This is a genomic window from Mesobacillus boroniphilus, from assembly GCF_018424685.1.
Classification (GTDB): Bacteria; Bacillota; Bacilli; order Bacillales; family Cytobacillaceae; genus Mesobacillus; species Mesobacillus boroniphilus_A.
On sequence record NZ_QTKX01000003.1, the window covers coordinates 251,391 to 276,123 of the forward strand.

Below are 24,733 nucleotides of genomic sequence, written 5' to 3' on the forward strand. Positions count from 1 at the left end.
GATTTGTAGAGTGCCTGTTCATCGGGGAACACGAAGCATGGGACGTCCTTAAGCCACTTGTACTTTAATCTTGTTTTCTAACTCATGGAAATTTTCTGCTTTAAATGCTTTCCGTGTTGTTTTAAACTAAGTTCAAACCAAGTTGAAAGAAATGAAGTGATAAAATGAAACTTAAAATACAAGTTCCCTTTTTTATAGTCGGACTTATCCTTTTTAGTTATGGTATAGCTGTGGCAATCAAGGTTAAGTACTTAGGGGTCCACCCCTGGGATGTATTGAATATTGCATTTTATGATAAGTTTGGTTTAACAATCGGAACGTGGAACTTGATTTTTGGTATCATGTTAGTTCTTGTAACGCTGTTGATTAATCGTACTTATGTTAATATTGGCACCTTTATTAATGCACTGATGGTTGGCCCAATGGTTGACTTTTTTCTCTGGCTAGATGCTTTGCCCCAGCCTTCCACGCTCATGTTTGATGTGTTGGTATTGCTGCTTGGTGTTGTGGTCATGGGTATTGGAGGAGGAATGTATAATGCTGCTAGAATCGGATCAGGGCCAAGAGACGGATTTATGCTTGCGATTTCAGTTAAGCTTGGGTATTCAATCAGCAAAGTGCGTATTATTGTTGAGAGTGTTGTGCTGGTGATTGCCCTGTTACTGGGAGGGCCGGTCTTTATTTTCACCTTTATTTTTACATTTATCCAGAGTCCAATTTTCCAGGCTTCCTACAAGGTGTGTACAAGATGGATTGAAAAATTATCTAGCTCAATTAACAAAAAGGCGATTTCTATTTGATAACAGACGTGCCTATTGCTTCTGCTTTTTCAAGAACCTTCCCATCATCTAACTAAAAGTTGCCGATGTGAATGAGAATCTTTCATACTTAACAGAGACATAGAGACGGTTCTCGTGTCTCATCCGTGAGCCCGTAAAGGTTTATAACTATTAATTGAAAAGGGAAGCAAAATCTTGCTTCCCTTTTCCTTTGTTCAGAGCGTGCCACTAGGAACCATCATCCTATTTTACTGGGATCCTGAATAAGAAGTTCCAGGAGCGCGTTATTTTGAAGAGCTTTATGATCTGCAGGTTTGTTGAGATAATCCATATTATTTCAAGATCACGTTACTTGGAATTCTACTATGTTCTGTGATGTATCTAATTGAGCAGGCGACTTAGGAGGGGCCATTGTGGAGTGCAACACTCCCCGAAAAGTGCAAATTGCAGTAAGCAGGGCTGTGTCACCTTCCCTGCAGCCCTTTTTTATTTCCTTTTCCTCAGTTTCTCTAAGTACAGTGCCATACCTATGTAAATGCTTAAGAGTAAAAATATGAATAATGGAGTGGATAGTGAATCCATCGCATCACCTTCTATTTCAATTCATGTAACGCTGGGTGAAAAAACAATAAGAGAACCGCAATAATTGGTGCCGACACCAGGAATGCTGCTAAAGGGTTCTTGAAGTGAATTTTAATTACAGTAAAAGTAATGATGTTAAATAATACAGACCACCAGCCGTTCCAGCCATTTTCATAAATAAACAGACCCTTTGCCTCAAAGAGATATTCTAAGATAGAGAAATATGCCACCCAGATCATTAAATATAAAATTCCTTTTAACTTTCCCTTTGGAAAATATTCAAGATAAATCATCAATACGACAGGGACAATTAAAAATGTAAAGGCAATCTCAATCAGTGTGTGATTTAGCCAATCTACTGTAACAGCTTTATACTTCCATAAAGTATGTTGATAAAAGAGGAAGTTATACAATAAATTACAAATTATATAGAACTGGACGGTGGGGTAGTATTCCTTCCACCTTTCCCACTTAACGAATTTTTTTGCAAAAGCAATATAAACAACAATGACCAATAATAAATACATGTTTAATAACCTTCTTCTACCTTTTAGTAGAATTTTCTCCAAAAATGATCTTCCTTAGACTCATTGTGAGACACATCACGGCTCTGGCGTCTCAATAATTGTATTCAGACAGGGGGACGGGCTAAATGTGTCTTTTTACGAGACGTCGGTAACGTCCCTTTTTTGTTTCTTTCTGTTTCGCAGGATATCATTTATATGTTCGAGGCAACCATCTGTCCTAGGCAGCACATTTTTAAAAGTTTGGATTAACGTTTTTCGAACCACAAAAGGGCAATGTCGCTTTTTTAATTAGGGTTACGTATAATGAAACTATAGAAAAAAATATACGATTCATTAGGAGGCCGAATGTTTCATGAATAGTGAACTAACAATGCCGACAAAAATATCGTTCAAATCTAATAGGGTTATCGTAAATGGGGAAGTTAAGCGGACAGCGATCTTCGCCAGATTCATGGTCGCCGAGGTCCAGACTGAATTAAATGAAAAATACTATCTGATTTTCTACAAAAATGCCCTTATCTATGGTGCGAAGCTCGAAAAGGTTCAAAAAGATTCATTTATTGATAAAATGCTCAATGAAGGGATCGTCTTAGATCAAAATCACCCGCTTCTGCCTGTACTAATTCCCTCGACAGCTTTAGCCATACCAGCTAAAAATAAGCTCTTCAATCATCTCCAGCGCAATTATTCCCTTCTTGAAATACCATGTATCGCCGCAGCACTCGACTCATTTTTCTCACAAGAACAGCTCGCCAAACAGATCGAAAATATCTTTTTTCACTATAGAAGAAACGGCAGTTTTTACAAGGCCTTTCAATCTATCCATATTTTGTCCAACTTATCTCCCTCCCTGGAACACCTTAAAGATCGCCTCCATGCCCGTGAATACAGCTCATATTCAAGTTTCTACGCAACTTCATCTTTATCGGCAATCCAAAAGAAAGACCCCTTATTTGCAGAGTTCCATTGCTATACGAATCGGAAAAACCCCGAACATTATCAAATGCTGGAAAACATATTAAATAACGAAGGGCGGTATGCAGAAGGGCTGCTGGTTTGGCTGGAGGACAAAAGGAATCTTACTGCTGAGTCCGTAAAGAGGCAAACAGAGTTGGCCTTGAATTATATCCCGCTCGAAAATTGGATTCTAGCTTTATCCTATGCAAAAATTAATCCATATAAGTGGGTACCGGAATCTCGGACTTTTATTGAAGCATTGATAAGAGAAGGGCAATATGAGAAAGCGGCCGTTTATTTATTCCCGTTCATTGAGGATCTGCCAGCAGAGTTTCATCAGGTCCTTAATGAACTTTGGAAGCATATTGATGCTGAATTTGTATCTTCTCATCTGGAAGAGTTTCTGTTGCTCCATCAGCAAGTTGCTCAGGAAAATGACCCGAAGCAATCTGAACAAAGAATTCTGCAGCTGACTGCAAAGCTAATGGAAGGGCATGATTTGAAAACTGTTTGTGAAAAGCTGAAACCGATTCAGATGAAATTTCCACATTCTATCATCATTCGGAAAATCAATAAAATGGCCGCTCTCATGGAGAATCCAGACAGAATGATGGAATTGGGGCAATTTTACGCAGATTTCAACCAATATGATCAAGCAATCGAATGTTTCTTCTGGGAAATGGAGCTCAACCCGGCTGACCCAGCTCCGGTCAGGCAGCTGTGCAAAATGTATCAGCACAAAGGCATGGTCAAAGAGGCGTCAGCCTATCAGCAAATTTATACACAATTAAGGAGCGACCAGGAGACGGGCTAAGGCTTGGACATGGAGAGGGGACGGTTCTCATGTCCCTGAATTGTGAAAAAGTTCCGTTTTATGAGCCGCTAAAGTTATCTCTCTTTGGTTTAATAAGGAGACTTCCCCTATTTTTGCGCTATTATTAAAAACCCCGAGCTAGTGTCTGGGGGTTCCATAAAGCTTTCAGCTTAGTATAAAAAAAACTTCCTCCTGGCCAATCACCACGGAGGAAGTTCTATGTCTAAAGATAATGATAAATTAGCACACACTACTTGGAATCGTAAGTATCACAGTGTATATATCCCTACTTCTGTGCCGTATGAAGATCGGATATTATGATTTTATTAGCTTTTAATGCTTGCTTTAAGGTTGCCTGTGTTGGAATCTTATGAAAGTTGATCCCTAGTTGGACAGCTGTTTGTGCTATTTCTGGGCGTATTCCGCTTATATACACTTTTACACCGATTAACTTCAAAATGTCAATGATTTGGAATAACTGGTTTGCTACCATTGTATCTATAATGGACACACCTGATAAATCGATAAACAGATGAGTTATTCTGTAATCTTTGCTTTGCATCAGGACGGATTCTGTTATGTACTTTGCACGCTTGGTATCAATTTCTCCTACAAGTGGCAATACTCCTATAGAATCTGAGAGTGGTATGATTGGGGCACTCAATTCATTGATCAATTCGCTTTGGACAGAAAGTCTATCATTGTAATAGTGATGGTATTCTTCAGTCAAAGTTTCAATGATTATATCAAATGTGGAATGGATCAGTGAACTCCATTCCAGTATTTCCGTTCCGGAAATTTCCTCTTTATTCTCCATTACGAACTGACTGATATGTTCCCAGAAAACACCTCGAAACACCCGGAATTGATGAATGATTTCGTGGATGGGAGTCCTTGTTTCCACGCGGTCCACTGCAACGGTTCGTGCCCAAGCTTTAATCTCTTGATCTACTTCATTTTCGGTTGCAACGAGTACTTTGGCTACGGTTTTAATAAAAAGACCATTTTGCTCTCTTAATTTAGCTTCAGCTTGGTGGTTGTCAGAAGAGTATACACTTGTTGGGTTGCTAGGTCTCGTACTTAGCCATTTATTAGTGAGAATTGAAGGGTCTTCAGTAATAAAATCATAGAGCTTCTTATTATTATCGAAATCCATAGTTTTCTCCTTAAATATTAAAATTCTTAGCCCGAATGCGCATGTTAAGTCAACTATAATGAATGTCTTATATAAAATCAAATTTAGGATATCTAGGAATAGGGACTTATCATATTTGCTTCTGAACAGTCCGGTAATCGTAAAGTGATGTTCATTAGAGAAACAGCATTGGGACAACAGGACGATTCCTACGGCTCTCAAAATGTAAAGTGTGGGAGAGAAGTGTCTCTAGTCCTTTAAGCTTCTTTTTAGTACCTCTCAAAAAATTCCCAAGCCCCATATCTCCAAATTGATAATAAATAAAATACAATAAGAATCTCCTCATTCTCTTTTTTACATACTTTTCCTGTGCCTGAGTAACATTAATAGAAAAATGAATGGGATGCAGGAGGATTCATAATGAATTTGGATGATGTAATTTTATCACGTGAAAAAATGAAGGGAATTGTCCATACGACACCCCTTGATTATTCTAAAACGTTTAGCACTCTCTCAAATAATGAAGTATTTTTGAAGCTTGAAAACCTGCAAAAGACGGGCTCCTTCAAAGTCAGGGGTTCTTATAATAAACTCATATCTTTGTCTCCTGAAGAGCTTCAAAAGGGAGTTGTGGCAGCTTCTGCCGGGAACCATGCCCAGGGTGTGGCGTATTCGAGCCAGATGCTTGGCATTCCGTGTACAATCGTGATGCCAAAAGGCGCACCTCTCAGCAAGGTGCTGGCAACGCGGCAATACGGTGCTGAAGTCATCCTCGAAGGTGCGGTATTTGATGAAGCTTTAGCTTATGCATTGGAGCTGAAAGACAAGATTGGCGCAACTTTTATCCATGCTTTCGATGATGAGGCAGTCATTGCCGGACAAGGGACAGTTGGTTTGGAAATTCTTGATCAGCTGCCAGATGTGGAGGCGATTGTCTGCCCTGTTGGCGGGGGAGGTCTTATTGCAGGTGTTGCGCTGGCGGTAAAAGAGAAAAATCCTGACATTAAGGTATATGGAGTCCAGACGCTCGCTTGTCCTAGTATGAAACAGTCATTAACAGAGAATAGACCTGTCGCAGTTGAAGCAGCTCCGACGATGGCAGATGGAATTGCTGTCCAGAAGCCTGGGCAAAAGACTTTTGAAATCATTAGAAAATATGTTGATGACATTTTTTGTGTGGATGAAATGGAAATAGCCAGAACCATGCTTCTTGTCCTCGAGAGAAATAAGTTGTTGGTAGAGGGATCAGGCGCGAGTCCGCTTGCAGCACTGCTTTATGACAAAGTAAAGCTTACCGGCAAGAAGGTTGCCGCTGTTTTAAGCGGGGGCAATGTCGATGTCAATTTCATATCCCGAATCATCGAACGCGGACTGGTTGAATCAGGAAGATTTGCCCATTTTACGATTACTTTAAAAGATAAGCCGGGAGAGCTGCAAAGAGTGTTAAGCTCAGCAACTGAACTTAATGCAAATATCCAATTTGTCAACCTGCACCGTATCGGCAAGCATATCTATCCAGGCTATGCTCAGCTGGAGCTATCAGTAGAGACGAAGAACCATGAACATATAGAGCAGCTATATAACAAGTTAAGGAATCAGGGTTTTCAGCTGCAAATGGACGAATAAATTTAAAATATGGTGAAGTCCGAAAGAGAAATGTTGAAGAAGTAAACAAGGAAGAAAAAATTAACTGATAAAGCAGAAAGAGAAGACGAGAAAGAGGAGCAAGTAGTAGGAAAGAAAGCTGAAGAAAACAAGAAGAGAAAAAAAGACAGCGAATAATGCAAATTCACGGTGCTCCCAATTTGGTGGCACTTTTTTTATGGAAAAAGGAAATCATCCTAATTAGAGGACATCCATTTTGGTGATTGATAGAAAAATAGATATTTTACAGGTACAGTTTGTCCATACATTAACGACGGAATTGAATAAATTATAGTATCCACAAGGAAAGGAGGGGATGAAAGAATGGGAAAAAAGCTCACATCAGGTCCATTTTTTGTACCATTATCTTTGGATGGAACATCTAGCGGATCGGTAGATTTTCTATTGATAGGATTCAAAAATCTGGCAGACGAAGAGTCCACTGTGAATTTATCCGTACTAGTTTGCCGCGATCCTTTTTTGTACCCGGGTATCTCTCCGGAAGTTCCAGTTCCGATAACGATATCAACTGGAACATACACGGAACTGCCAATCGATATACCAGCAGGAAGCTGCACAGTGGTAAAGGTAGATGCTGGCCAAGGAACATTCCAAGGTAACAACATGCTTCGAGTCACATTGGAAGGAGATTTGGATGAAGATGGCGAAGGAGTGGTCGTAGCACTGTCCGGTGGCAAAACAGATGGACGTACAGCAGTGTCAATGGTGTTCAAGCATGATGACTTTATCGAATTAGATGACTAAAACCAGGTAGGGTCAGGTAAGCCTCATTTGATGCCAAATGAGGCTTATTTTAGTTATAACAGAACTATAGATGCTTCATTTCTATAGAGTACTAGTGCCATCCCTCTGTCTCATGGCCAGGGAATGACTCCTCCATTCTCCACATATTATTAATTAGTTTGATATCAGGTGCTGTTTACCTTAGTACCGTAAGGGGGATGGAAAAATGGCAGAGCACAGAAAAAAGCACAGGAGAACTAATTTTCTAATTCTTATGGTTGACCAGGAGAGGTACCCTTCGGTGTATGAATCGGATCAGCTAAAGGAATGGAGGAAGAAATACTTAATTGCACAGGAGCTGCTTAGGGAGAATGGATTTGAGTTTCATAAGCATTATGCTGGGAGTACGGCGTGTTCGCCGAGCAGAGCCACTTTTTATACTGGGCAATATCCATCATTGCACGGTGTCACGCAAACGAGTGGTGCTGCAAAATCGGCATATGATCCTGATATGTTCTGGCTTGATCCGAATAGTGTTCCGACAATGGGCGATTATTTCCGGGAAGCTGGATATCGTACATTCTGGAAGGGGAAATGGCATGCATCTGAAGTCGATGTTCTGGTTCCTGGAACGAAGAATGCAGTGCCAAGTTATACATTGACAGGGCTTCCAGATAAGGAAAATGTGCAACTATATCTCAATGCGAATCGCTTGGACCCCTATGGTTTTTCAGGCTGGGTTGGTCCGGAGCCTCACGGATCAGCAGCAAGAAATTCAGGTTCTTCTGCAGCAATTGGCATCAGTGGCCGTGATGTCGTGTATGCAAATGAAACAGTTGAACTGATCCGTTCTCTCGAGGATGAAGCCAAGTCGGATGATAAGAGTCCCTGGCTATTGATGTGTTCATTCGTCAATCCACATGATATTGCTTTGTTCGGAGCACTTACAGAGAGGAGTCCTTTGTTCCATTTTGAAGTGGATCCAACGGTACCGTTTATACCGAAAGCTCCAACTGCGGATGAATCCCTAGAGACAAAGCCAAGTGCCCAGGCGAGCTATAGAATAACATATCAGCAGGCGCTGCAGCCTTTACGGGACAGTCTGTTTTACCGGCAACTGTACTATTCCTTGCAAAAGAAAGTCGACGACGAGATGCAAAAGGTCTTTCAGGCTTTGAAGGACTCCGTATTCTATGAAGATACAATCGTCATTTTTTTATCGGATCATGGGGAGTTATTGGGCGCTCATGGCGGACTATTTCAAAAATGGTATAACACGTATGAAGAGTCTATTCATGTGCCGCTGATCATCCATAGCCCAAAGCTCTTTTCCGGTCGTCAAGGCACCGAGATGCTGACGAGTCATGTGGATGTATTGCCAACGATGTTAGGTTTGGCAGGAATCAATATGGAGGAAATACATGAAGCTTTAAGTCGAAAGTATACTGAGGTGCATCCTCTTGTTGGTCGCGATCTTACGCCTTTTTTACACGGAAAAACAAGTTTCTTCCGTAAAGACGAACCGCTTTATTTTATGAGTGATGATGATTTTACAAGGGGATTGAATCAAGTCAGCCCGTCTGGCAGGCCGTATCAATCAGTGATTCAGCCCAATCATACGGAAGCGATCATTACGACGCTCTCTACTGGAGAGCATGGAAAAAAAGAGGTTTGGAAGTTAACACGTTATTTCGATAATCCTCAATTTTGGAGCGACCCAGGCTGTGAGGATGTAACGACGAGCCAAGTCGCTGATAGGCACACATCGGATGAAACTCAGTGTTCACTTTGTATAACAAACACGAAAACCAATCCAGTACCTGAACAATTTGAGCTATATAACTTGACCTCGGACCCGCTTGAAGAAAAGAACCTAGCCCACCCTCCCTTCAGAACCCCTGAATCGATCGCAGTGGAAAATTTATTGATAACTGCACTGGAAGAACAATGCCGTCAGAAGAGATTGTCCCCTACAAGCGGAAATGTGCCAGGGATGCCATCATGCGATTGCAAAGGAACAACTTGAAAAGGAATGAAGCAAGGAGCTAATCCTGCTAAATTAAACACTAAAAAAAGCAAAAGTCCGATTGCTTCTCATTTTGCTGCAGCCATTCTTCCTTGTAAAAAATTATGCAGTTTTTCGTAAAACACCAGGTTGAGCACCATCGTAATAGTGTAAAAAATAACGGAATAATAAAACTTCCAGCTTTTATAGGTGAATAAATGAAAGAAGTATACAGATATGCCTTCCAATGTACTTAAAAGAAGAACACTCAGTACTAAAAAAGACAATTTATTCAAAGGAATTCTTTTATACCAATGCATTATGAAAAGAACGGTTCCAGGATAGACAATGTTTTGGAGAAATACATCTGTTAATTCGCCGCTGTTTCGATCGACAGTATCGTAAAAGTCATACGGGGGCATCGCAAGGAAATAGTCACCCACTGTTGTCATTTGTAAGTTCAATAGAGAAATGCAGATAATCTGTGACCAAAGGAGTTTCCGATTTTTGATCGTAACATAATAAACTGCAGACAGCACTAATTCTGTAATAAAGATCGCAAACCATTCATTCTCATCGAATGTTTTTGGGAGAATCGGTTTTATGGTTCTCTCATATGTTTCGCTCATCACGGAATCACCTTTTCTTTTCTTAAAATCGGAGGCAATAGTTCCATGAAAAGAATGCATATAGAAAGAACTATCATCGACATAACAAAATCAATGGATGGATACCAGCTCTTGCTGTGCGATGCTAATACACCTATCAGGAGCAGGATTTTTTCAATGAGGACTCCTCCTGCTACCCAGGAAAAGCAAATCATGATTTTAATGGAAAATTTCAGGTCGGAACGCAATGCATACATGACCCACATAAGAAGAGCGGGAAAAATGATCCCATATTGCAATCTCACTGTCCAAAAGGGCAAATGCTCCTCTACTACCCGCAATCGGTCATAAGGGGACGATAACAGGTAGAAGAAATTCTGGCACTGGTATGAATTGAACATAAAGAGAATGAAGATTTCAAATGGATCAAAACGCTTTTGTAAGAATTTGAGGCTGATGAGTAATATAAGGGATATCGAAAAAAATGAAATGAAAATGAATAACATATCCTTACAACCTTTTTGATAAAGTTAAATGCTAGGATAGGTTCTGCGTATACGTAAAAAAATATCCATCTGTCATGCCAATAGCCCAGGGAAGTGACCAGTGCTTCATTTCTTTGATTTCAACAAAGGGACGGTTGTTCTTTTCATTTTTTGAAAAGAACAACCGTCCCACAGTTTCTTTATCGTCCGTTTAAAATGGAGTTCACAATGTGAAGGGAGTCCCATTCGCCTCTGGAAAACTTTGTGATCGGGTACTTTTTAGGGAAGAGTTTTGTGCATATCTCATTTGCGGTATCGCCCTTGCCATGGAGCGTGATCACCTCATGTTGGATGGACAGCAGGTAGTCAAGCTTGCGGGTTAGAGCGGCACGCCCATTTTCTACATATCCTGCATGACTGCAAAACATCTCCTCGAAGTCATAGGTTAATACTCGCTTTAAGGAGTCGGTGATTTGAGGGATGCTTTCTTCTGTCATGCTCACTTTGGTGCGCTCCTGGACAAATAAATCGCCGGTAAACAATTGACCTGTTTCCCGATTTAAGAACACTTTATGGTCATGCGCATGGCCGGGCGTGTCGATGGCATCCCAGGTGGCAGTGTTGGAAGTGAACGTATCGGGCATCGCTTGAGCGAGGAACGGTTTTCTCCGTCCCCAGAAAAGCTGACGGTATAAGGGATAATCCGCCTTTTGCATGCAAGACTGGATGGACTTTTGGTTTAGATAGATGGGATGCTGTGTTGATTTGGCGGCATAGGCAGCACAGCCTGAATGATCTTCATGAAAATGAGTCAGCATCACCTGCTGAAAATCTACCTCATCAATGAAAGCTTTAAAATACTTCTGCAAAGATTGCGCTCCAGTATCAATTAAAATTCCATCAGTGGCATAACTATAAACATTTAAGGATACACCTTGAAAACGAACTTGGCCGTTTATGTAGGAAACCCCATTTCTCTCGCCTTTCAATGCCTTTTTTTTCAGAAGCAACTTCATCCAATCCCTTCGACGGTTCTAGTGTATCGTAAATGATATAAGTGGGGATAGAACGATCCCACGGTCTATTAAGCAGCTTGTAATCTATCTAACTCTCCCAAGGCCCCAATCTCGATATTGATAATAAATATAAAACATGAAAAAAATAAAGTTGAGGAAGAAAGAAATAAGGAAATGAGATTTTTGAATTCTTATTTTCCACAATAAAAATACAATAAAGAAATTGATCATTATAGGAACAAATGTATAGGTTAATCTTTCATCTATGAGAGAAAGTGCATTAGGACTTAGCCAGTGAATGAATCTGTCTGATATCTGTGCTATAACGGAAAAAATGATCAAAAACCAAAATAAAATGAATAAAATTACTTTTTTCATTTCAACCCCAGCTTTCTCATTAACTTCTCCCAATATGCTTCAAGGCTTCTCTCTTGCTCAAGTTTGATAGTGGGTATTTATTTGTAATTTCGATTACTTTCTCTGGGTTTTGTTTCGCGTATTCTCGTAATGCCCAGCCGATTGCTTTATTGATAAAAAATTCCTTTGTATGGCAGGTTCGTGAAATGATATCCTCGAGCATTGCCACGTCGGTTTTCTCTTTATAGCCTAATTGGAATAGGATACAAGAGCGGATCAGCCAGATGTTTTCGGAGGCAATCCACCTGTCGACTATTTGTTGCCGGCACTGCGGGAATTTTTCGAGATAGTATCCAAAATGTTTTTTTGCAATATGATCGATGGTGTCCCACCAAGGCTTGGTCGTGATTATGAATTCCAGCAGGTGGAGATCCTTTTCTGTAAACTGTTTCTTCATTAAATCTAATAAGTAAAGACCGGCAATCTGCATTTCTCTCTCTTCCAGCTCCCAGAGAGAAGTGATGACCTGGTGTAAATCTTCCTTAGCTGGCAAGCCATAGTTCTTCACATGCTGCTTGAATACTTCCTTCATTTGCGGGGCTCTCAACCCAATAAATCTAAATTGATTCCGCATGTAATTGGACAGCCTTATTGCCTCTTCGTTATTCCGGTGTTTTAAGGCCGCTTCATATAATGCTTCAACATAGGTTTCCATTTTAGCTCCACCATTTCATGATTATTTATCTTTATTGTATAGTTATCCAGAATGGGAAGCACCTATTTCTTGTGGGGAAAAGTACTAATGAGGGAGGAACGGTCACTCTCAATATTCTTCCTTTGTTTTTTGAAAGCTGCTAGTTCCATAGTGAAATTGTTGAATCTTCCATGTACGTGGTATTTTACATACTTTTCCTACTCCTGAGCAACATAAAAAGAAAATGAATGAAGGTCAGGATAAGGGAGCGTTTTCGTGTCTCATGAAAAATTGTGAGGCGCTAGAAAAGTCCCTTTGTCTCCAGCCAAAAAACTAGGAGGAAAGTAATGAGAGACAATAAAGAAAAGAACAAAAGTCCGGAAAATAGAAAAAAGGTTCAAAACGAAGAGTCATTTGAGATAAGCGAAACAGGTTACGGGCTGGAATCAGTTGAAAAAGGGACAGATTTCGCGGAGGGAGATAGAAATAATTTTTCTAACGGTGGCGAGTTTTAAATTTATTCTTTATGTTGGATTCTTACAACAGAACTAGCAGACAGTTCTGCGGTCTCATAAGTAGAGACAAAGGACCATGCACGTATCGAGTAGCTTTATAAGAAGTTAAGGGACCAGGGTTTTCAGCTGCAAATAGGCGAATAAACAGGGAAAGGGAGCAGGAGCATGGGGTACGTCCCCATGCTTCTTTGTGAGGCAGAATGATCGATTTTCTAGTAAAAAATAATAATAGTATAATGGACTAACAAGGTTTGTTCTATATTGGACTACTAGACGCTTAAGGGGTTGGATTAAACGATGGACGAAAGAGTAATCAAGTGGGGAATATTAGGAACAGGTCTAATAGCAAGTGCTTTCGCTAGGGATTTAGCGTTTGCTAAAAATACGGAAAAGGCTGCTGTTGGTTCACGTACAAAAGAGAGTGCTGCCAGGTTTGCGGAGGAGCATGGCGTTTCACGTGCTTATGGAAGCTACGAAGAACTAGTTCAAGATCCGGATGTCGATGCAATTTATGTTGCTACGCCACACCCTTTTCATAAGGAAAATGTCTTGGCGTGTCTTCGTGCTGGTAAGGCTGTCCTTTGCGAGAAACCTTTTACCATAAATAGCGGAGAATTAGATGAGATCATTCAGTTTGCCAGAGATAAAAAGCTTTTCTTAATGGAGGCGATGTGGACACGTTTCCTGCCTCCAATTGTTAAAGTGAGAGAATGGATTGATAGCGGAAAAATTGGCGATGTACTTTTAGTAAAAGCTGATTTTGGTTATCGTGCACATTGGGATCCAGAGTGGAGATTACTTAATCCTGCCCTTGGAGGAGGAGCATTGCTTGATATAGGGATTTACCCTGTATCATTGGCCTCGATGATTTTTGGAACAAAGCCAGAGAAGATTCTCAGTACTGCCCATATTGGTGAAACGGGTGTTGATGAACAGTTTTCTATCATTATGTCCTATCCTGCAGGAAAGACCGCCACCCTTAACGGCGCATTTCGAGTTGGTCTAACTAATGAAGCTTATATACATGGAACAGAAGGATATATTCGGATTCCATCTTTCCACAGTGCCAAGTCAGCAACCTTATATAAGGATGGGGAAGAAGCAGAGACATTTAATGATGACAGAAAGTCGGCTGGTTATGCGTTTGAAATAGAAGAAGTAGGAAAATGCCTGAGTCAGGGTCTTTTAGAAAGCTCTGTCATTCCGTTGGATGAATCATTAGAAATAATGAAATTGATGGATGAAATTCGTGGGCAGTGGGGATTAAAATATCCGTTTGAATAATCTTAATGAGAAGCACGGGGACGAATCCCTGTGCTTTTCTTATTGGATTTCTTTAACATTAAGCGGAGAGACAAAATAATGTTAAAGAACAACAAGCATGGAGACGAAGAGTGCTAATAGTAATCAAACATACTATACTTCGTACTATAACCCTCGCTCCTTGTTAAGGGCCTTCTTCGTCAAGGAGGAAATAACAAAGATGATTAAAACAGCTGCCGAAATTCCAATCATCAATTGCGTGCCCGATATCGGAAAGTTTTCTGCTAATTGTACTGAGTATGCTAGTAAAGACGCGGTGAAAAATTTTGAGACTGAGGCAATCAGCAAAAATCTTTTTGGGGCTACTTTCCCTATTCCTGCACCTACACATATGATCTCATCTGGAAGGATTGGCACGATAAACAGTAGGAACATAATCAATGTTTCATTTTTAGAGACATAGTTTTGATATTTTTCCAGCTGATCTTCTTTGATCATCTTTGATGTGAATTTCCTGCCCCCGTATCTGGCGGCAAAAAACATGGCTGTTATCCCCAATAGTGTTCCGAGAAAAGCAATGGCTGCAGCAGTAGCAGGCCCGAATACAGCACTCGCACCAGGAACGGTGACAGCTTCAGGGATCGGAAGAAGAATTGGCTGGGCAAAGCTAATGAAGAAGAATATATATTTGGCTGTTTCAAGGTGTTCATTTAACAACCCTTCAAATCCGTACGTATCAGTAAGGACAATCATTTTTGTCGTATAAAAGATTGCCAGTGCAAGAAGCAATAGAGCTGCCAAATAAAGTAAGGCCATCCTGTTGACCTTCATAAGTTTTCCCTGCTTCGTAATCAGGAAATATCCATCGATTAACAAAACAATAATAACAGAGCTTAAGTAAAGCCATTTATATATTGGCAGAACAGTAGGCAATAATACGGTCAATAAATATAATGACAGGATACTGAGGGCTAAGTGTAGAATGAATTCCATTTTTTCATTGTGGGTTTCTTTATGTGATAACAAGTTGGTATTCCCCTTTATTACAATGTCAGTCTGCTTTTTTGCTTGTGTTTACATTATAGTAAAGGAGCTGATTTGATTCGACGCGCTTAGGGTTGAAACTGCGCTAGGACCTGAGGCTTAATTAATAAGACAGCAGAAACACGATTTGTTATCCGAGAAAAGCAGCCCTTTGCCTCTTCCAAAGCTTGTAAGAACTGAGAATATTTTATATGATTTGGTTGAAAAGGGGGCATTAGTTATGGTTTGGTTTTTTATTGGAATCTTTGCTGCAGATTTATTATTAGGCTTTATGCAGGCACCAGTATGGGCATTTATCGTGGTTAATCTTATTTTTATTGGGGTCTATATGTTCAAAAGTTTTTATCCGGTTCTATTTGAAAAGAATCCGGAAAAAGTATTGAACTACCTGAAAAATTCAAAGCATCCGCATTTCCCATTTTTTTATTACTTTTTTAACGATCAATTGGAAGAAGCAGAACAAAAGCTGTCTCAAATAAAATCTCCGAATTATCAGAGATTGAATCATGTGAACCTGCTTGTAAAAAGGAAGCAATACGACGAAGCAGAGGAACTGGCACAAGGTTTAAAAGATAATGTGTATAAATGGTACTCACTCGCTGGTATTGCAATCGAGCGAGGGGATCTGAAGTCGTACAAGATATACAGAGAAAAAGTCCGAAACCCTTTTTACAGAAAGCTATTAGAAATGGAAGAAATGGTTCAAGATGGGGAGAAGGAAAAAGTGATTTCTGAATTGGAAAATTTGATTCCAGATCTGAGAGGGTCCAAGTTGCTTAGCGTTATTGAGTATAAACAAGAGTTGTTAAAAAGAGGGGTATAGGGAAGCACGAGGAGAATCCTATGCTTCCATTCTAAATTTTAAGTAGACGTCTCGATGCTCCTATTCGACTAATCCAAACCCTTTCGCAAAGGAATATGTAAGAAATCCTACGCCGAAAAGTATAATCAAGAACCTTATAAACCAGGGATATCTGTATGGGTGAAAGAATGAAACGATGCCAATTGCTACAAATAAAATACCTATTAAAAGTGTATGTAACATTTGCATTCACATCCTTCAGATCAGTCTCTTTGTTCCTCAATTTCCTTCATAATATCGTAAGCACCACTGGATTTGTTTGAGCATACCACGGCAATGCTTTGATCAGCTGGATAATAAGCTGAATGAAAGCTGACTCCCGGGTCATAACCCATTACATGGTATTTCAAGACTTGATTGTCCTTCATATTAATCCAGACTCCGTAACCATAATATCCTGTTTCATTGACTTGAACGTGGGGAGTCAGTAGTTTGTTCAGTGTTTCCTTACTTAGTAATAGTTGATTGAAAAGCGCCTTCCACAGTTTAGCCATGTCAGCTGCTGTGACGTATGCGCCTCCGTCAGAACCGCCTTTTACCGGCAGTGAATAGATATTTGTTTTCCAGCTTCCATCTGGAAGGTCAATATAACCTAAAGCCGTATTCGATGGGAGAGCGTCAAAGGAAAAATAACCAGAATCATTCATCCCCGCTTTATTAAAAATATGCTCCTGAACGAATTCAGTAAACTCCATCCTCGAAGCCTGCTCGACAATTAAGCCCAATAAAATGAAGCCTGCGTTATTGTAGTGGAAGGATTGACCGGGAGCGGATTTCATTTGCTCATTCTGGAACATGGGTAAGAAATCTTTAAGACTCCTGATGTGATACATCGGTCTCTTAATCCATAGCTCCTCAAAATCATCCATGACATTCTCGTCAAAATAGTCAGGGATACCGGATGTGTGTGTCAGCAAATGGTGGATTGTAATCTCCTCACTGAAACTGGGAAACTCTATATCAAGGCAATCTGTTAATCTCGCATCAAAGCTGAGCTTGCCTTCCTCCACAAGCTGGCAGACAGCGATTGCTGTGAAAAGCTTACAGCCAGATGCAATCCCGAACCTGGTCTCCGCGTTGTTTTCTGACCGATCAGCGCGGTGGGAGTAGCCGGAGCTGGCCGTCAGGATGTGACCGTCCCTGTCATGAACCATTACTGTTCCTGAAAAATCAATCTTTGCTTGGATTTCTTTAATGCTTTCCCTTAAGTTTTTCATACTGATTCTCCTAATTTTTTGTGATTATAGTAGCATAGGGTACGTCCACATATTTCCCTCTCGCTGTTTTTCACCAAAGAGATTCCTCTTGATTCGACAGTTCTACCATAAATGGATATGTCCCAAGGTAGATGGGAATCGATACAACTAATGCCAAAATAAGCTTTTCTGCTGTCCCAGCCCAACCTGTCACAATACCGAGCTTATCTTGACAGCTTTTCTGTTGTCCCAGCTGAACCTGTCACAATACCGTGCGTATCTTGACAGCTTTACTGCTGTCTCAGCTGAACCTGTCACAAATCCGAGCTTATCTTGACAGCTTTTCTGCTGTCGCAGCTCAACCTGTCACAAATCCGAGCTTATCTTGACAGCTTTTCTGATGTTTCAGCTCAACCTGTCACAATTCCGGGCTTATCTTGACAGCTTTTCTGCTGTCGCAGCTCAACCTGTCAAAAATCCGAGCTTATCTTGACAGCTTTTCTGCTGTCGCAGCTCAACCTGTCACAATACCGTGCGTATCTTGACAGCTTTTCTGCTGTCGCAGCTCAACCTGTCACAATACCGAGCTTATCTTGACAGCTTTTCTGTTGTCCCAGCTTAACCTGTCACAAACCCGAGCTTTTCTTGACAACTTTTTTGCTTTCTCAGCTCAACCTGTCACGATTCCGAGCTTATCTTGACAGCTTTACTGCTGTCCCAGTCCAACCTGTCATAATTCCGAGCGTTTCTTGACAGCTTTACTGTTGTCGTAGCTCAACCTGTCACAATACCGAGCTTTTCTTGACAACTTTTTTGCTTTCCCAGCTCAACCTGTCCCAATTCCGAGCTTATCTTGACAGCTTTTCTGCTGTCTCAGCTGAACCTGTCACAATTCCAGGCTTATCTTGACAGCTTTACTGCTGTCGCAGCTCAACCTGTCACAATACCGAGCGTTTCTTGACAGCTTTTCTGCTGTCTCAGCTGAACCTGTCACAATACCGTGCTTTTCTTGAAAATAAGGAATGGGCCCAAGAAGACATTGAAAAGCGGCAAGTGTGATAGAGGTAAACATCGAGGAAGTTTTTCTTGTGTGAGTAGTAAGATATTGTTTTTCCCCGCTATCAGGACAAAGTATGGCATTATTCAACGTAAAGGCTTTTTTAAACGTCTTTTTCCAGCTCCATGTACTATGGCAGTTTTGGCAGGTTGGTATCATGAATCCATCCTAATATTCGGTGATTTTATCGTATCATTAACTTGCCATGCTGGTCAGTTATTCACTGTGATTTTTAAAAAGAGAGGCGAGGGAGTTGCCTTATGCTTCCGGCATTCCTTATAAGAAAGGGAACAAGGGGTACGTCATTGAAACTTTATGAAGGCTAATTCGTATATAGTAGTACTAATTATAAGGGGTTTTAGTATGGGGAATATGATTCTTTTTTCACTTTTGGTTGGATTGGCTTCTGCACTGGTTCTGATTCCTTTTTCAAATAGGGAAGATTACAGTGGGAAAGTGAAATCGTTGTTATTGATTGCTGCGATTGTTCTTTTTACACTTGGGACTTTTACGTTTTATTACATGTTTAATTTAGACCGGAATCTTTCTTCTTTGTGGCCGATTGCGATTGTCCTCACGTTTGGCGGAATGTTTTTTGCGGCTGGGAAGGAGCAGATGGTTAAAGGGAGCTTGTTTTTGCTGAGCTTGCTTGTAGGTGTGTATTTTATGATTGCTTTTCTTTTTAACGCTGAGGAAAAATATGAAACGGCGAAGATGGCGGAAAAGATGGAGATCTCGACATTTGATGAAAAGGAAACCCCGGCGAGTGTCCCTCCTCATTTTGCACGTAATAAAATGAAAAAGGCGTTCGGCCAGGTTCCAAATACAAGTTATTATGAGCTTGGGAATCTGCAGATCCAGAAGGTCAATGGAGAGTATGTCTATATCGCTCCTGTTGAATTTTCGGGCTTTTTCAAATGGTGGAATGGCGAGTCTACACCGGGGTATTTTACCATTAGTGCCACCGATTCATCAGCAAACCCGAAATTCAAGAAGTCAGATATGATTTATACACCTTCTTCATTTTTTAATAAAAATATCGAACGCCACATCCGAATGCAGTATCCAGAGTCCATCTTCTACGGAGACACCCAGCTAGAGGTCGATGATGAAGGAAAACCTTATTATATCAGGACTTTCGGCGAATTCATCTCTGCCCGCAACGGCTTTAAAGTGAAAGGGATTGTGGTCGTTGATCCAAAATCGGGGGGGACGAAGGCGTATGCTTTGGCAGATGTGCCTGAATTTATCGATGGCGCAGTTTCTCCGGAAGCCGTCAGCCTGAAAAATAGCTATTACGGTAATTACATTCATGGTTATTGGAACAGTGTGTTTGGCAAAACGGATGTGAAACATCCTTCAGATGAAGGAACCGAAGCCCAGGTCAGCCCGATTTTCGATGAAAATGGCGATATGTATTACTTCACCGATTTTACCAGCCCGAAAGAAGGAGTCGACTCCATGCTCGGGTATTCGCTGACGAACTCAAGGACAGGGAAAGCGACCTTCTATACGGGGAATCTCGAGGAGTCCTATATGGATTCCGAAGGGGCCTTACAAATTATTGAGAAGAAATTCATCGAGAAAAAGTGGCATGGTGAAATGCCGATTCTTTATAATTTCTACGGAGAAGCAAGCTGGTTGACGCCGGTGCTTGATTCGAATGGGTTCCTGCAAAATTACTTTATCGTATCTGCAGCAAACCCGGAGATTTCGTCTTATGGAAACACTCCAAATGAAGCATTGAGAAAGTATAAAACCGCATTGCAGCATGGCGGCGGAACGGTGGATGGCAGTTCGAAGGCTAAGGAAAAGCAGGCGAGCGGTACCGTATTGCGCGTCTACAAAGAAAAAACAGGCGATTACACGATTGTTTCGATCCTGCTAGATAATAAAAAGAACTACATCGTCTCATCAGAAACCAACCCACTGGCGATTTATGTAAAAGAAGGCGACCAAGTAAATATCAAATACATGGATACCGGCGAAACCTTCCTGCCGGTTAAAGAGTTAGTGATACAAGGATTGGAATAAAGATAAACAATTAGTGCCTGATTCCTGATGTTATATTGCACCCAGGCTCAGGCACTTTTGATTTTGGAAAATAGGGATTATGGAAAACTCGAGGAACTAAGAAGTATTATTGTGAGGATATTTAAGAGAGTGGCTATAAAATCCTATTGTTGTTTTTCATTCAGAATCTCTAAAACATCCTGATGCTGCTTCTGAACATTGGAAACATGCTTGATCTCACTTGAAAGTTCTGATTTCGTTTCATCAAGCTTCTTCATTAGACTGCCATAGTAAAAAGCCACTTCTTTCCTTATTTCACTCTGTTCTGCTAATAAAGACTGCTGGCCTTTACTCAATTCACTCTGTTTTGATAGTAAAGAGTGTTGGCCTTTTCTTAAATCACTCTGTTCTATTTGTAAAGATTGCTGGCCTTTGCTCAATTCACTCTGTTCTGCTAATAAAGACTGCTGGCCTTTGCTCAATTCACTCTGTTTTGATAGTAAAGATTGCTGGCCTTTGCTCAATTCACTCTGTTTTGATAGTAAAGATTGCTGGCCTTTGCTCAATTCACTCTGTTTTGATAGTAAAGAGTGTTGGCCTTTTCTTAAATCACTCTGTTCTATTTGTAAGGATTGCTGACCTTTCTCTAAAGTGCCTATACGAATCTCCATAGAATCAAACCGAGCATCAACTGAATCAAATCGCTTATCAACAGCATCAAACCGCGCATCAACTGAATCAAACCGAGCATCAACTGAATCAAAACGCTTGTCCATGGAATCCAAACGATCTAAAATCTTATTCAATATTTCCTCCATCTCATTTCACCTCCTTCTCTATGGATTTATTATACCCAGTCCAGTAAAATAAGTCAGCACAAAAAGTATGTTCTTCCAGCAGAATGAGGAACTCAGGATAGGACTGCTTGTTTAAAAGGGCATGTCGTAAAACGGTACAACCGTCCTTCAAAAAAAGGTGTTTTTCTATATAATGTAGAAATTAATATGCACATTGAATGGGAGGCACCAATACATATGTCCTTAAGTAAATCTAGTGAATTAAAACTTCGAGATATTATAATTCCAGAAGATTATGAGCAGCTTGCAGATCTTCTTAATATGATTGAACCAGGATCTGCATCCGCTCAATCCCTTGAAGAGGAAGATCGGCAAATGCCATCAACATCTAATTTGAAAATAAATGAAGATGGTTTATTAGTTGGTTTCGGGAGAACAAGAGTTATTGCTAAGAATGTAAAGGGGCAGATAATTGGCTATGGTGCTTCTTTCCGGGCTCCATGGGTGGATCCGGGGAACGTCGGAAGCGTCTTCTGTGTTCACCCTGATTTCCGTGGGAAAGGGATAGGAGAAAGGATACTGGCGCATCTTGAAAATTGGGCGAATGAGCAACAAGCATCTGTATTATCCTCTATCGTAATGGATTGGATTGATGATTCGCTTCCATTTGTGCAAAAGCGTGGCTTTTCGGTAGACGCTCATGTATTCGATTTAGAATTGGACGTCAATCAATTTAACTATGCAAAATATGCTAATATAGTTGAACGTGTCGCCAAGTCAGGCATTCAGTTTACTACTTTAGCTGACCTGACGGGTGAGGATTCAGAATCTAAATTGTATGAGTTATGTGTAGAGACATCCAAAGATAACCCTGGTCAATATTCCAGCCTTCCTCCTTTTGAGCAATGGAGGAAAGAGTTCCTGCCGGAAGACAACTCGCGCAAGCAATGGGTTTTTCTCGCAGTTGATGGTGAGCGTTTCGTTGGTTTGACTCAATTATTCAGCACGGAAGATGATGCGGTGTTTTATACAAACTATACGGGTGTCCAAAAGGATTATCGGGGACGGGGAATTGCAAAAGCGTTGAAATTATTATCTATTGATACCGCGATTAAATCAGGGGCACATACAATGACCACTGACTCGGAGGAACAGAACGCCCCGATGCAGCATATTAATAGAAGCTTTGGATATATTCCTGGAAAAGGCCACTACCGTATTTTAAAGCAATTAAGAAAATGATTTATCACTGTTGAGGGAAGGGATTGTCATGAAGGTCGAAGCACTAAAGACGGAGCAGCTTGGGGATTTTAGAGCATACTGTAAAAAACACCGAAAGGAACTGGATGATTCTTTTCTGTATGATGAAGACTTACAAAATTTTAAGATTGATGGAGAAAATCCTACCTATATTTTGACTGACGTGAGCGGGAACATAAAGGGAGCCGCCTCTCTTATTCTGAATGACTATCATCGAAAAGGAAAAAGGGCAAGGTTCCGGATTTTTCATTGTGAATTCCACGACGACCAGTTCTATAAACAGCTCTACGAGGAGATATTGAAACATACCAATTCATTGGATCATGTTTTTTTATTTGTACCCTTGCTCAATCAGAAACTGCAGGATGTCATGGTGAAGCTGAAGTTTGACGTGGAGAGGTATACCTTTCTGCTAGTCAGGGAGGACATTGAAGTTCGGGATCCGGCTATTCCACAAGGATTTGAGATTAGGAGTTTCAGGCCTGGTGTGGATGAGAATGCCTGGTGCATGGTAAGGAATGGTGCGTTCTCGAAGCTAAAGGGAAGTGAGACGCCGATTACGCCTGAAATGGTCGCGAAAATGCCGGTTGAGTCTGATTACCTGGACGGCGGAATGATGATCCTCTATGAGAATGAAACACCAGTTGGGGTAGTGAGAGGTTCGGACGATGAATATGAAGATTCCCCAATTATGAACATAGGACCACTGGCCATTTTGCCGGAATATCAGGGGAAAGGGTTAGGAAGGGTTCTTTTAAGAGCAGCGCTCAAGTTTTCGAAGGAAAAAGGATACAAAAGATGTGTTCTGTGTGTAAATGCAGACAATGAGCAAGCCAAAGCTCTATACCTGAAGGAAGGATTCGAGCAAACGGAAGGCGTAGTATGTTATCGGTATGAACTAATGCAAAATGAAAAATGATGAACTGGGCAGTTTTTTTTAAAAAAAATGCTGGTACGAGGAATAGGAGAATGACGGTATGATCAGGCTGCTAAAATATGAAAATCTTTCGCAGTTTAAAGAAGAGATAACGGGCTATTTGGAACAGGATGAAGTGGTGAATAATTTGCCGCTGGGAGTGTTGAAATCTGCAGAAAAAACCCCGCTGTTAATGGCTGTCGTGCGGAAGGATGAAGAAATTGGGTGGGCTATACTTCAAACTCATCCAGATAAGATCATTTTTTCAAAAGCTGCGTCTTTTTTACCTGATGAACTTCGACTGATCGCAGAGCAGATGCATCACGAGTTTGAGAGTATTCCGGGTCTTATTGGGGACAGGAAGCTGATTGTCGAACTGTCCGGCCATCTTTCAAAGCTAAGAGGTGTGACAGCAACCGTGGAAATGAACCAAGGAATATATAAGCTGGAAAAGGTGAAGAGGAAAATCGGATCGAATGGAAAGCTTCGGACACTAAAAGAACAGGAACATGGTCTTGTAAAAGAATGGGTGTATCAATTTTGCCTGGACGTCAACCTGCCGATTACCATCGATGAAGCGGATACCAAAGCCGATGAGCTGATTCAGAAAGGGCGATTGTGGGGGTGGGAAATAGAAGGGGAGATTGTTTCTATGGCAAATGCATCAAGGCCTACGGAAAGAAACATCAACGTCAATTTTGTATACACACCCATCGAGTATAGAAAGAAAGGCTTTGCTTCTGATTGCGTTGCAGCACTCTCACAAATGATGTTGCATCAAGGCTATCAAACAACGAGTCTATATACCGACCTCAGCAATCCTACTTCCAATAAAATCTATCAGGAAATTGGATATGAATGGGTTGCAGATTCAGTTGTGATGGCATTAGGAGAATAACCATGCTGATCAAATCAATCAGGTGTCAGGTGGAAGAACAAAAGAAGGATTTATTTTCAAAGGGACAAACACAATGGGAGCCACTCTGCTATGAGATAGGATTTCTTGGACAGCTAGGCGGCTGGTGCGAAAAGGATCCAAACAAGGCCTGGATTATTGCTTTCTGGGAAAATCCATCAGCTTATCAGCAGTTCATGAAGGAAGTGCATGATAGGATATTCTTGGATTCAGGGCAAGGAAAAACGTATTCGTCAATCGACGTTGTTTTTTTTGAACTGGAACATCAGCCACAACAGATGGTTTCCTTGGTGGAAAAGGCTGATGTCCTTAAAGCAGAAGTATTGGATTCTACTCTTAGGCTTTCAGGAGGAGAAGAAGGAATCATAATAGCCAACGAAAGTTCTATAAATGGACATCCGGTGCCTAGCCTTTCTGACACTATCCAGGTAGAGGAAGCATGGAGAGTCGTTCCAATCTTTCCTGGGGGCAAATAAATTCCGTTTGATTTTTTTGTTGCTGTTTAAGCGTGAAAAGAAACATAATCCCTTTGCTTCTTAATAAAGGA

General features: G+C 40.8%; 23 protein-coding genes. 14 read left to right on the plus strand and 9 right to left on the minus strand.

Annotated elements, in window-relative coordinates; genetic code table 11:
• Window positions 1–164 precede the first annotated feature (164 nt).
• Complete coding sequence (locus DYI25_RS18580) at window positions 165–800, plus strand: YczE/YyaS/YitT family protein (RefSeq protein ID WP_213371735.1); 636 nt, start codon at window positions 165–167, stop codon at window positions 798–800.
• A 572-nt stretch (window positions 801–1,372) separates the two neighbouring features.
• On the opposite strand, the gene DYI25_RS18585 is transcribed toward DYI25_RS18580, so the two are convergent.
• A complete protein-coding gene (locus tag DYI25_RS18585; RefSeq protein WP_213371736.1) occupies window positions 1,373–1,888 on the minus strand; it encodes a CBO0543 family protein in 516 nt (171 codons plus the stop codon).
• Window positions 1,889–2,240: 352 nt separating this feature from the next.
• On the opposite strand from DYI25_RS18585, the gene DYI25_RS18590 reads away from it, so the two are divergent.
• Complete coding sequence (locus DYI25_RS18590) at window positions 2,241–3,659, plus strand: hypothetical protein (RefSeq protein WP_213371737.1); 1,419 nt, start codon at window positions 2,241–2,243, stop codon at window positions 3,657–3,659.
• A 286-nt stretch (window positions 3,660–3,945) separates the two neighbouring features.
• On the opposite strand, the gene DYI25_RS18595 is transcribed toward DYI25_RS18590, so the two are convergent.
• Window positions 3,946–4,815 (minus strand): STAS domain-containing protein, encoded by an 870-nt coding sequence (locus DYI25_RS18595; RefSeq protein WP_213371739.1) that lies wholly within the window; start codon window positions 4,813–4,815, stop codon window positions 3,946–3,948.
• A 396-nt stretch (window positions 4,816–5,211) separates the two neighbouring features.
• Here DYI25_RS18595 and ilvA point away from each other — a divergent pair, with 396 nt between their 5' ends.
• The 3 genes from ilvA to DYI25_RS18610 all read left to right on the plus strand — a co-directional run bounded on the left by ilvA (window position 5,212) and on the right by DYI25_RS18610 (window position 9,208).
• Complete coding sequence (gene ilvA / locus DYI25_RS18600; protein ID WP_213372496.1) at window positions 5,212–6,420, plus strand: threonine ammonia-lyase; 1,209 nt, start codon at window positions 5,212–5,214, stop codon at window positions 6,418–6,420.
• A 342-nt stretch (window positions 6,421–6,762) separates the two neighbouring features.
• Window positions 6,763–7,203: a hypothetical protein gene (locus tag DYI25_RS18605; protein WP_213371741.1), complete on the plus strand. Its 441-nt coding sequence runs from the start codon at window positions 6,763–6,765 to the stop codon at window positions 7,201–7,203.
• 205 nt (window positions 7,204–7,408) lie between these two features.
• Window positions 7,409–9,208, plus strand: a complete 1,800-nt coding sequence (locus tag DYI25_RS18610) for a sulfatase-like hydrolase/transferase (protein WP_213371743.1) — start codon at window positions 7,409–7,411, stop codon at window positions 9,206–9,208.
• A gap of 68 nt (window positions 9,209–9,276) precedes the next feature.
• Here the strand turns inward: DYI25_RS18610 and DYI25_RS18615 are convergent, their stop codons facing one another.
• A complete protein-coding gene (locus DYI25_RS18615) occupies window positions 9,277–9,816 on the minus strand; it encodes a hypothetical protein (protein WP_213371745.1) in 540 nt (179 codons plus the stop codon).
• A gap of 45 nt (window positions 9,817–9,861) precedes the next feature.
• Between DYI25_RS18615 and DYI25_RS18620 the strand changes: the two genes are divergently transcribed.
• Window positions 9,862–10,146 carry a hypothetical protein gene (locus DYI25_RS18620; RefSeq protein WP_213371747.1) on the plus strand — a complete coding sequence of 95 codons (285 nt, stop codon included), beginning with the start codon at window positions 9,862–9,864 and terminating at the stop codon, window positions 10,144–10,146.
• A 334-nt stretch (window positions 10,147–10,480) separates the two neighbouring features.
• On the opposite strand, the gene DYI25_RS18625 is transcribed toward DYI25_RS18620, so the two are convergent.
• Both DYI25_RS18625 and DYI25_RS18630 read right to left on the minus strand, forming a co-directional pair.
• The gene (locus tag DYI25_RS18625) at window positions 10,481–11,290 is read right to left on the minus strand and encodes an MBL fold metallo-hydrolase (protein ID WP_213372498.1); all 810 of its coding nucleotides are present in this window, start codon (window positions 11,288–11,290) and stop codon (window positions 10,481–10,483) included.
• A 403-nt stretch (window positions 11,291–11,693) separates the two neighbouring features.
• Complete coding sequence (locus tag DYI25_RS18630; protein WP_213371749.1) at window positions 11,694–12,368, minus strand: DNA alkylation repair protein; 675 nt, start codon at window positions 12,366–12,368, stop codon at window positions 11,694–11,696.
• A 326-nt stretch (window positions 12,369–12,694) separates the two neighbouring features.
• Here DYI25_RS18630 and DYI25_RS18635 point away from each other — a divergent pair, with 326 nt between their 5' ends.
• Both DYI25_RS18635 and DYI25_RS18640 read left to right on the plus strand, forming a co-directional pair.
• Window positions 12,695–12,862 (plus strand): hypothetical protein, encoded by a 168-nt coding sequence (locus DYI25_RS18635; protein WP_213371751.1) that lies wholly within the window; start codon window positions 12,695–12,697, stop codon window positions 12,860–12,862.
• Window positions 12,863–13,159: 297 nt separating this feature from the next.
• Window positions 13,160–14,146 (plus strand): Gfo/Idh/MocA family protein, encoded by a 987-nt coding sequence (locus tag DYI25_RS18640; protein ID WP_213371753.1) that lies wholly within the window; start codon window positions 13,160–13,162, stop codon window positions 14,144–14,146.
• Window positions 14,147–14,290: 144 nt separating this feature from the next.
• Here DYI25_RS18640 and DYI25_RS18645 read toward each other — a convergent pair whose 3' ends face one another.
• Window positions 14,291–15,151: a TVP38/TMEM64 family protein gene (locus tag DYI25_RS18645; RefSeq protein WP_249745547.1), complete on the minus strand. Its 861-nt coding sequence runs from the start codon at window positions 15,149–15,151 to the stop codon at window positions 14,291–14,293.
• 238 nt (window positions 15,152–15,389) lie between these two features.
• Between DYI25_RS18645 and DYI25_RS18650 the strand changes: the two genes are divergently transcribed.
• Complete coding sequence (locus tag DYI25_RS18650; protein ID WP_213371755.1) at window positions 15,390–15,992, plus strand: tetratricopeptide repeat protein; 603 nt, start codon at window positions 15,390–15,392, stop codon at window positions 15,990–15,992.
• A 242-nt stretch (window positions 15,993–16,234) separates the two neighbouring features.
• On the opposite strand, the gene DYI25_RS18655 is transcribed toward DYI25_RS18650, so the two are convergent.
• Together DYI25_RS18655 and DYI25_RS22750 are read right to left on the minus strand one after the other, a co-directional pair.
• Entirely contained in the window at window positions 16,235–17,248 is a 1,014-nt protein-coding gene (locus DYI25_RS18655; RefSeq protein WP_213371757.1) for a serine hydrolase domain-containing protein, read from the minus strand.
• Between the two features lie 865 nt (window positions 17,249–18,113).
• Window positions 18,114–18,443, minus strand: coding sequence for a TIGR04104 family putative zinc finger protein (locus DYI25_RS22750; RefSeq protein ID WP_342032540.1), 330 nt, complete (start codon window positions 18,441–18,443; stop codon window positions 18,114–18,116).
• A 204-nt stretch (window positions 18,444–18,647) separates the two neighbouring features.
• On the opposite strand from DYI25_RS22750, the gene DYI25_RS18665 reads away from it, so the two are divergent.
• Window positions 18,648–20,318, plus strand: coding sequence for a hypothetical protein (locus tag DYI25_RS18665; protein WP_213371760.1), 1,671 nt, complete (start codon window positions 18,648–18,650; stop codon window positions 20,316–20,318).
• Window positions 20,319–20,461: 143 nt separating this feature from the next.
• Here the strand turns inward: DYI25_RS18665 and DYI25_RS18670 are convergent, their stop codons facing one another.
• The gene (locus DYI25_RS18670) at window positions 20,462–21,115 is read right to left on the minus strand and encodes a hypothetical protein (RefSeq protein ID WP_213371762.1); all 654 of its coding nucleotides are present in this window, start codon (window positions 21,113–21,115) and stop codon (window positions 20,462–20,464) included.
• 216 nt (window positions 21,116–21,331) lie between these two features.
• Between DYI25_RS18670 and DYI25_RS18675 the strand changes: the two genes are divergently transcribed.
• The 4 genes from DYI25_RS18675 to DYI25_RS18690 are packed head-to-tail and all read left to right on the plus strand — an operon-like array spanning window position 21,332 to window position 24,662.
• A complete protein-coding gene (locus DYI25_RS18675; RefSeq protein WP_213371764.1) occupies window positions 21,332–22,336 on the plus strand; it encodes a GNAT family N-acetyltransferase in 1,005 nt (334 codons plus the stop codon).
• A 28-nt stretch (window positions 22,337–22,364) separates the two neighbouring features.
• Entirely contained in the window at window positions 22,365–23,273 is a 909-nt protein-coding gene (locus tag DYI25_RS18680) for a GNAT family N-acetyltransferase (protein ID WP_213371766.1), read from the plus strand.
• 58 nt (window positions 23,274–23,331) lie between these two features.
• Window positions 23,332–24,168 (plus strand): GNAT family N-acetyltransferase, encoded by an 837-nt coding sequence (locus tag DYI25_RS18685; RefSeq protein ID WP_213371768.1) that lies wholly within the window; start codon window positions 23,332–23,334, stop codon window positions 24,166–24,168.
• Between the two features lie 2 nt (window positions 24,169–24,170).
• Entirely contained in the window at window positions 24,171–24,662 is a 492-nt protein-coding gene (locus tag DYI25_RS18690) for a YdbC family protein (protein ID WP_213371770.1), read from the plus strand.
• Window positions 24,663–24,733 lie beyond the last annotated feature (71 nt).

Bases quoted from the DNA above. Each gene is read 5' to 3' on its own strand.
- DYI25_RS18580 (WP_213371735.1), top strand. From the start codon at position 165: ATGAAACTTAAAATACAAGTTCCCTTTTTTATAGTCGGACTTATCCTT.
- DYI25_RS18585 (WP_213371736.1), bottom strand. From the start codon at position 1,888: ATGTATTTATTATTGGTCATTGTTGTTTATATTGCTTTTGCAAAAAAA.
- DYI25_RS18590 (WP_213371737.1), top strand. From the start codon at position 2,241: ATGAATAGTGAACTAACAATGCCGACAAAAATATCGTTCAAATCTAAT.
- DYI25_RS18595 (WP_213371739.1), bottom strand. From the start codon at position 4,815: ATGGATTTCGATAATAATAAGAAGCTCTATGATTTTATTACTGAAGAC.
- DYI25_RS18605 (WP_213371741.1), top strand. From the start codon at position 6,763: ATGGGAAAAAAGCTCACATCAGGTCCATTTTTTGTACCATTATCTTTG.
- DYI25_RS18610 (WP_213371743.1), top strand. From the start codon at position 7,409: ATGGCAGAGCACAGAAAAAAGCACAGGAGAACTAATTTTCTAATTCTT.
- DYI25_RS18615 (WP_213371745.1), bottom strand. From the start codon at position 9,816: ATGAGCGAAACATATGAGAGAACCATAAAACCGATTCTCCCAAAAACA.
- DYI25_RS18620 (WP_213371747.1), top strand. From the start codon at position 9,862: ATGAAAAGAATGCATATAGAAAGAACTATCATCGACATAACAAAATCA.
- DYI25_RS18630 (WP_213371749.1), bottom strand. From the start codon at position 12,368: ATGGAAACCTATGTTGAAGCATTATATGAAGCGGCCTTAAAACACCGG.
- DYI25_RS18635 (WP_213371751.1), top strand. From the start codon at position 12,695: ATGAGAGACAATAAAGAAAAGAACAAAAGTCCGGAAAATAGAAAAAAG.
- DYI25_RS18640 (WP_213371753.1), top strand. From the start codon at position 13,160: ATGGACGAAAGAGTAATCAAGTGGGGAATATTAGGAACAGGTCTAATA.
- DYI25_RS18650 (WP_213371755.1), top strand. From the start codon at position 15,390: ATGGTTTGGTTTTTTATTGGAATCTTTGCTGCAGATTTATTATTAGGC.
- DYI25_RS18655 (WP_213371757.1), bottom strand. From the start codon at position 17,248: ATGAAAAACTTAAGGGAAAGCATTAAAGAAATCCAAGCAAAGATTGAT.
- DYI25_RS22750 (WP_342032540.1), bottom strand. From the start codon at position 18,443: ATGATACCAACCTGCCAAAACTGCCATAGTACATGGAGCTGGAAAAAG.
- DYI25_RS18665 (WP_213371760.1), top strand. From the start codon at position 18,648: ATGGGGAATATGATTCTTTTTTCACTTTTGGTTGGATTGGCTTCTGCA.
- DYI25_RS18670 (WP_213371762.1), bottom strand. From the start codon at position 21,115: ATGGAGGAAATATTGAATAAGATTTTAGATCGTTTGGATTCCATGGAC.
- DYI25_RS18675 (WP_213371764.1), top strand. From the start codon at position 21,332: ATGTCCTTAAGTAAATCTAGTGAATTAAAACTTCGAGATATTATAATT.
- DYI25_RS18680 (WP_213371766.1), top strand. From the start codon at position 22,365: ATGAAGGTCGAAGCACTAAAGACGGAGCAGCTTGGGGATTTTAGAGCA.
- DYI25_RS18685 (WP_213371768.1), top strand. From the start codon at position 23,332: ATGATCAGGCTGCTAAAATATGAAAATCTTTCGCAGTTTAAAGAAGAG.
- DYI25_RS18690 (WP_213371770.1), top strand. From the start codon at position 24,171: ATGCTGATCAAATCAATCAGGTGTCAGGTGGAAGAACAAAAGAAGGAT.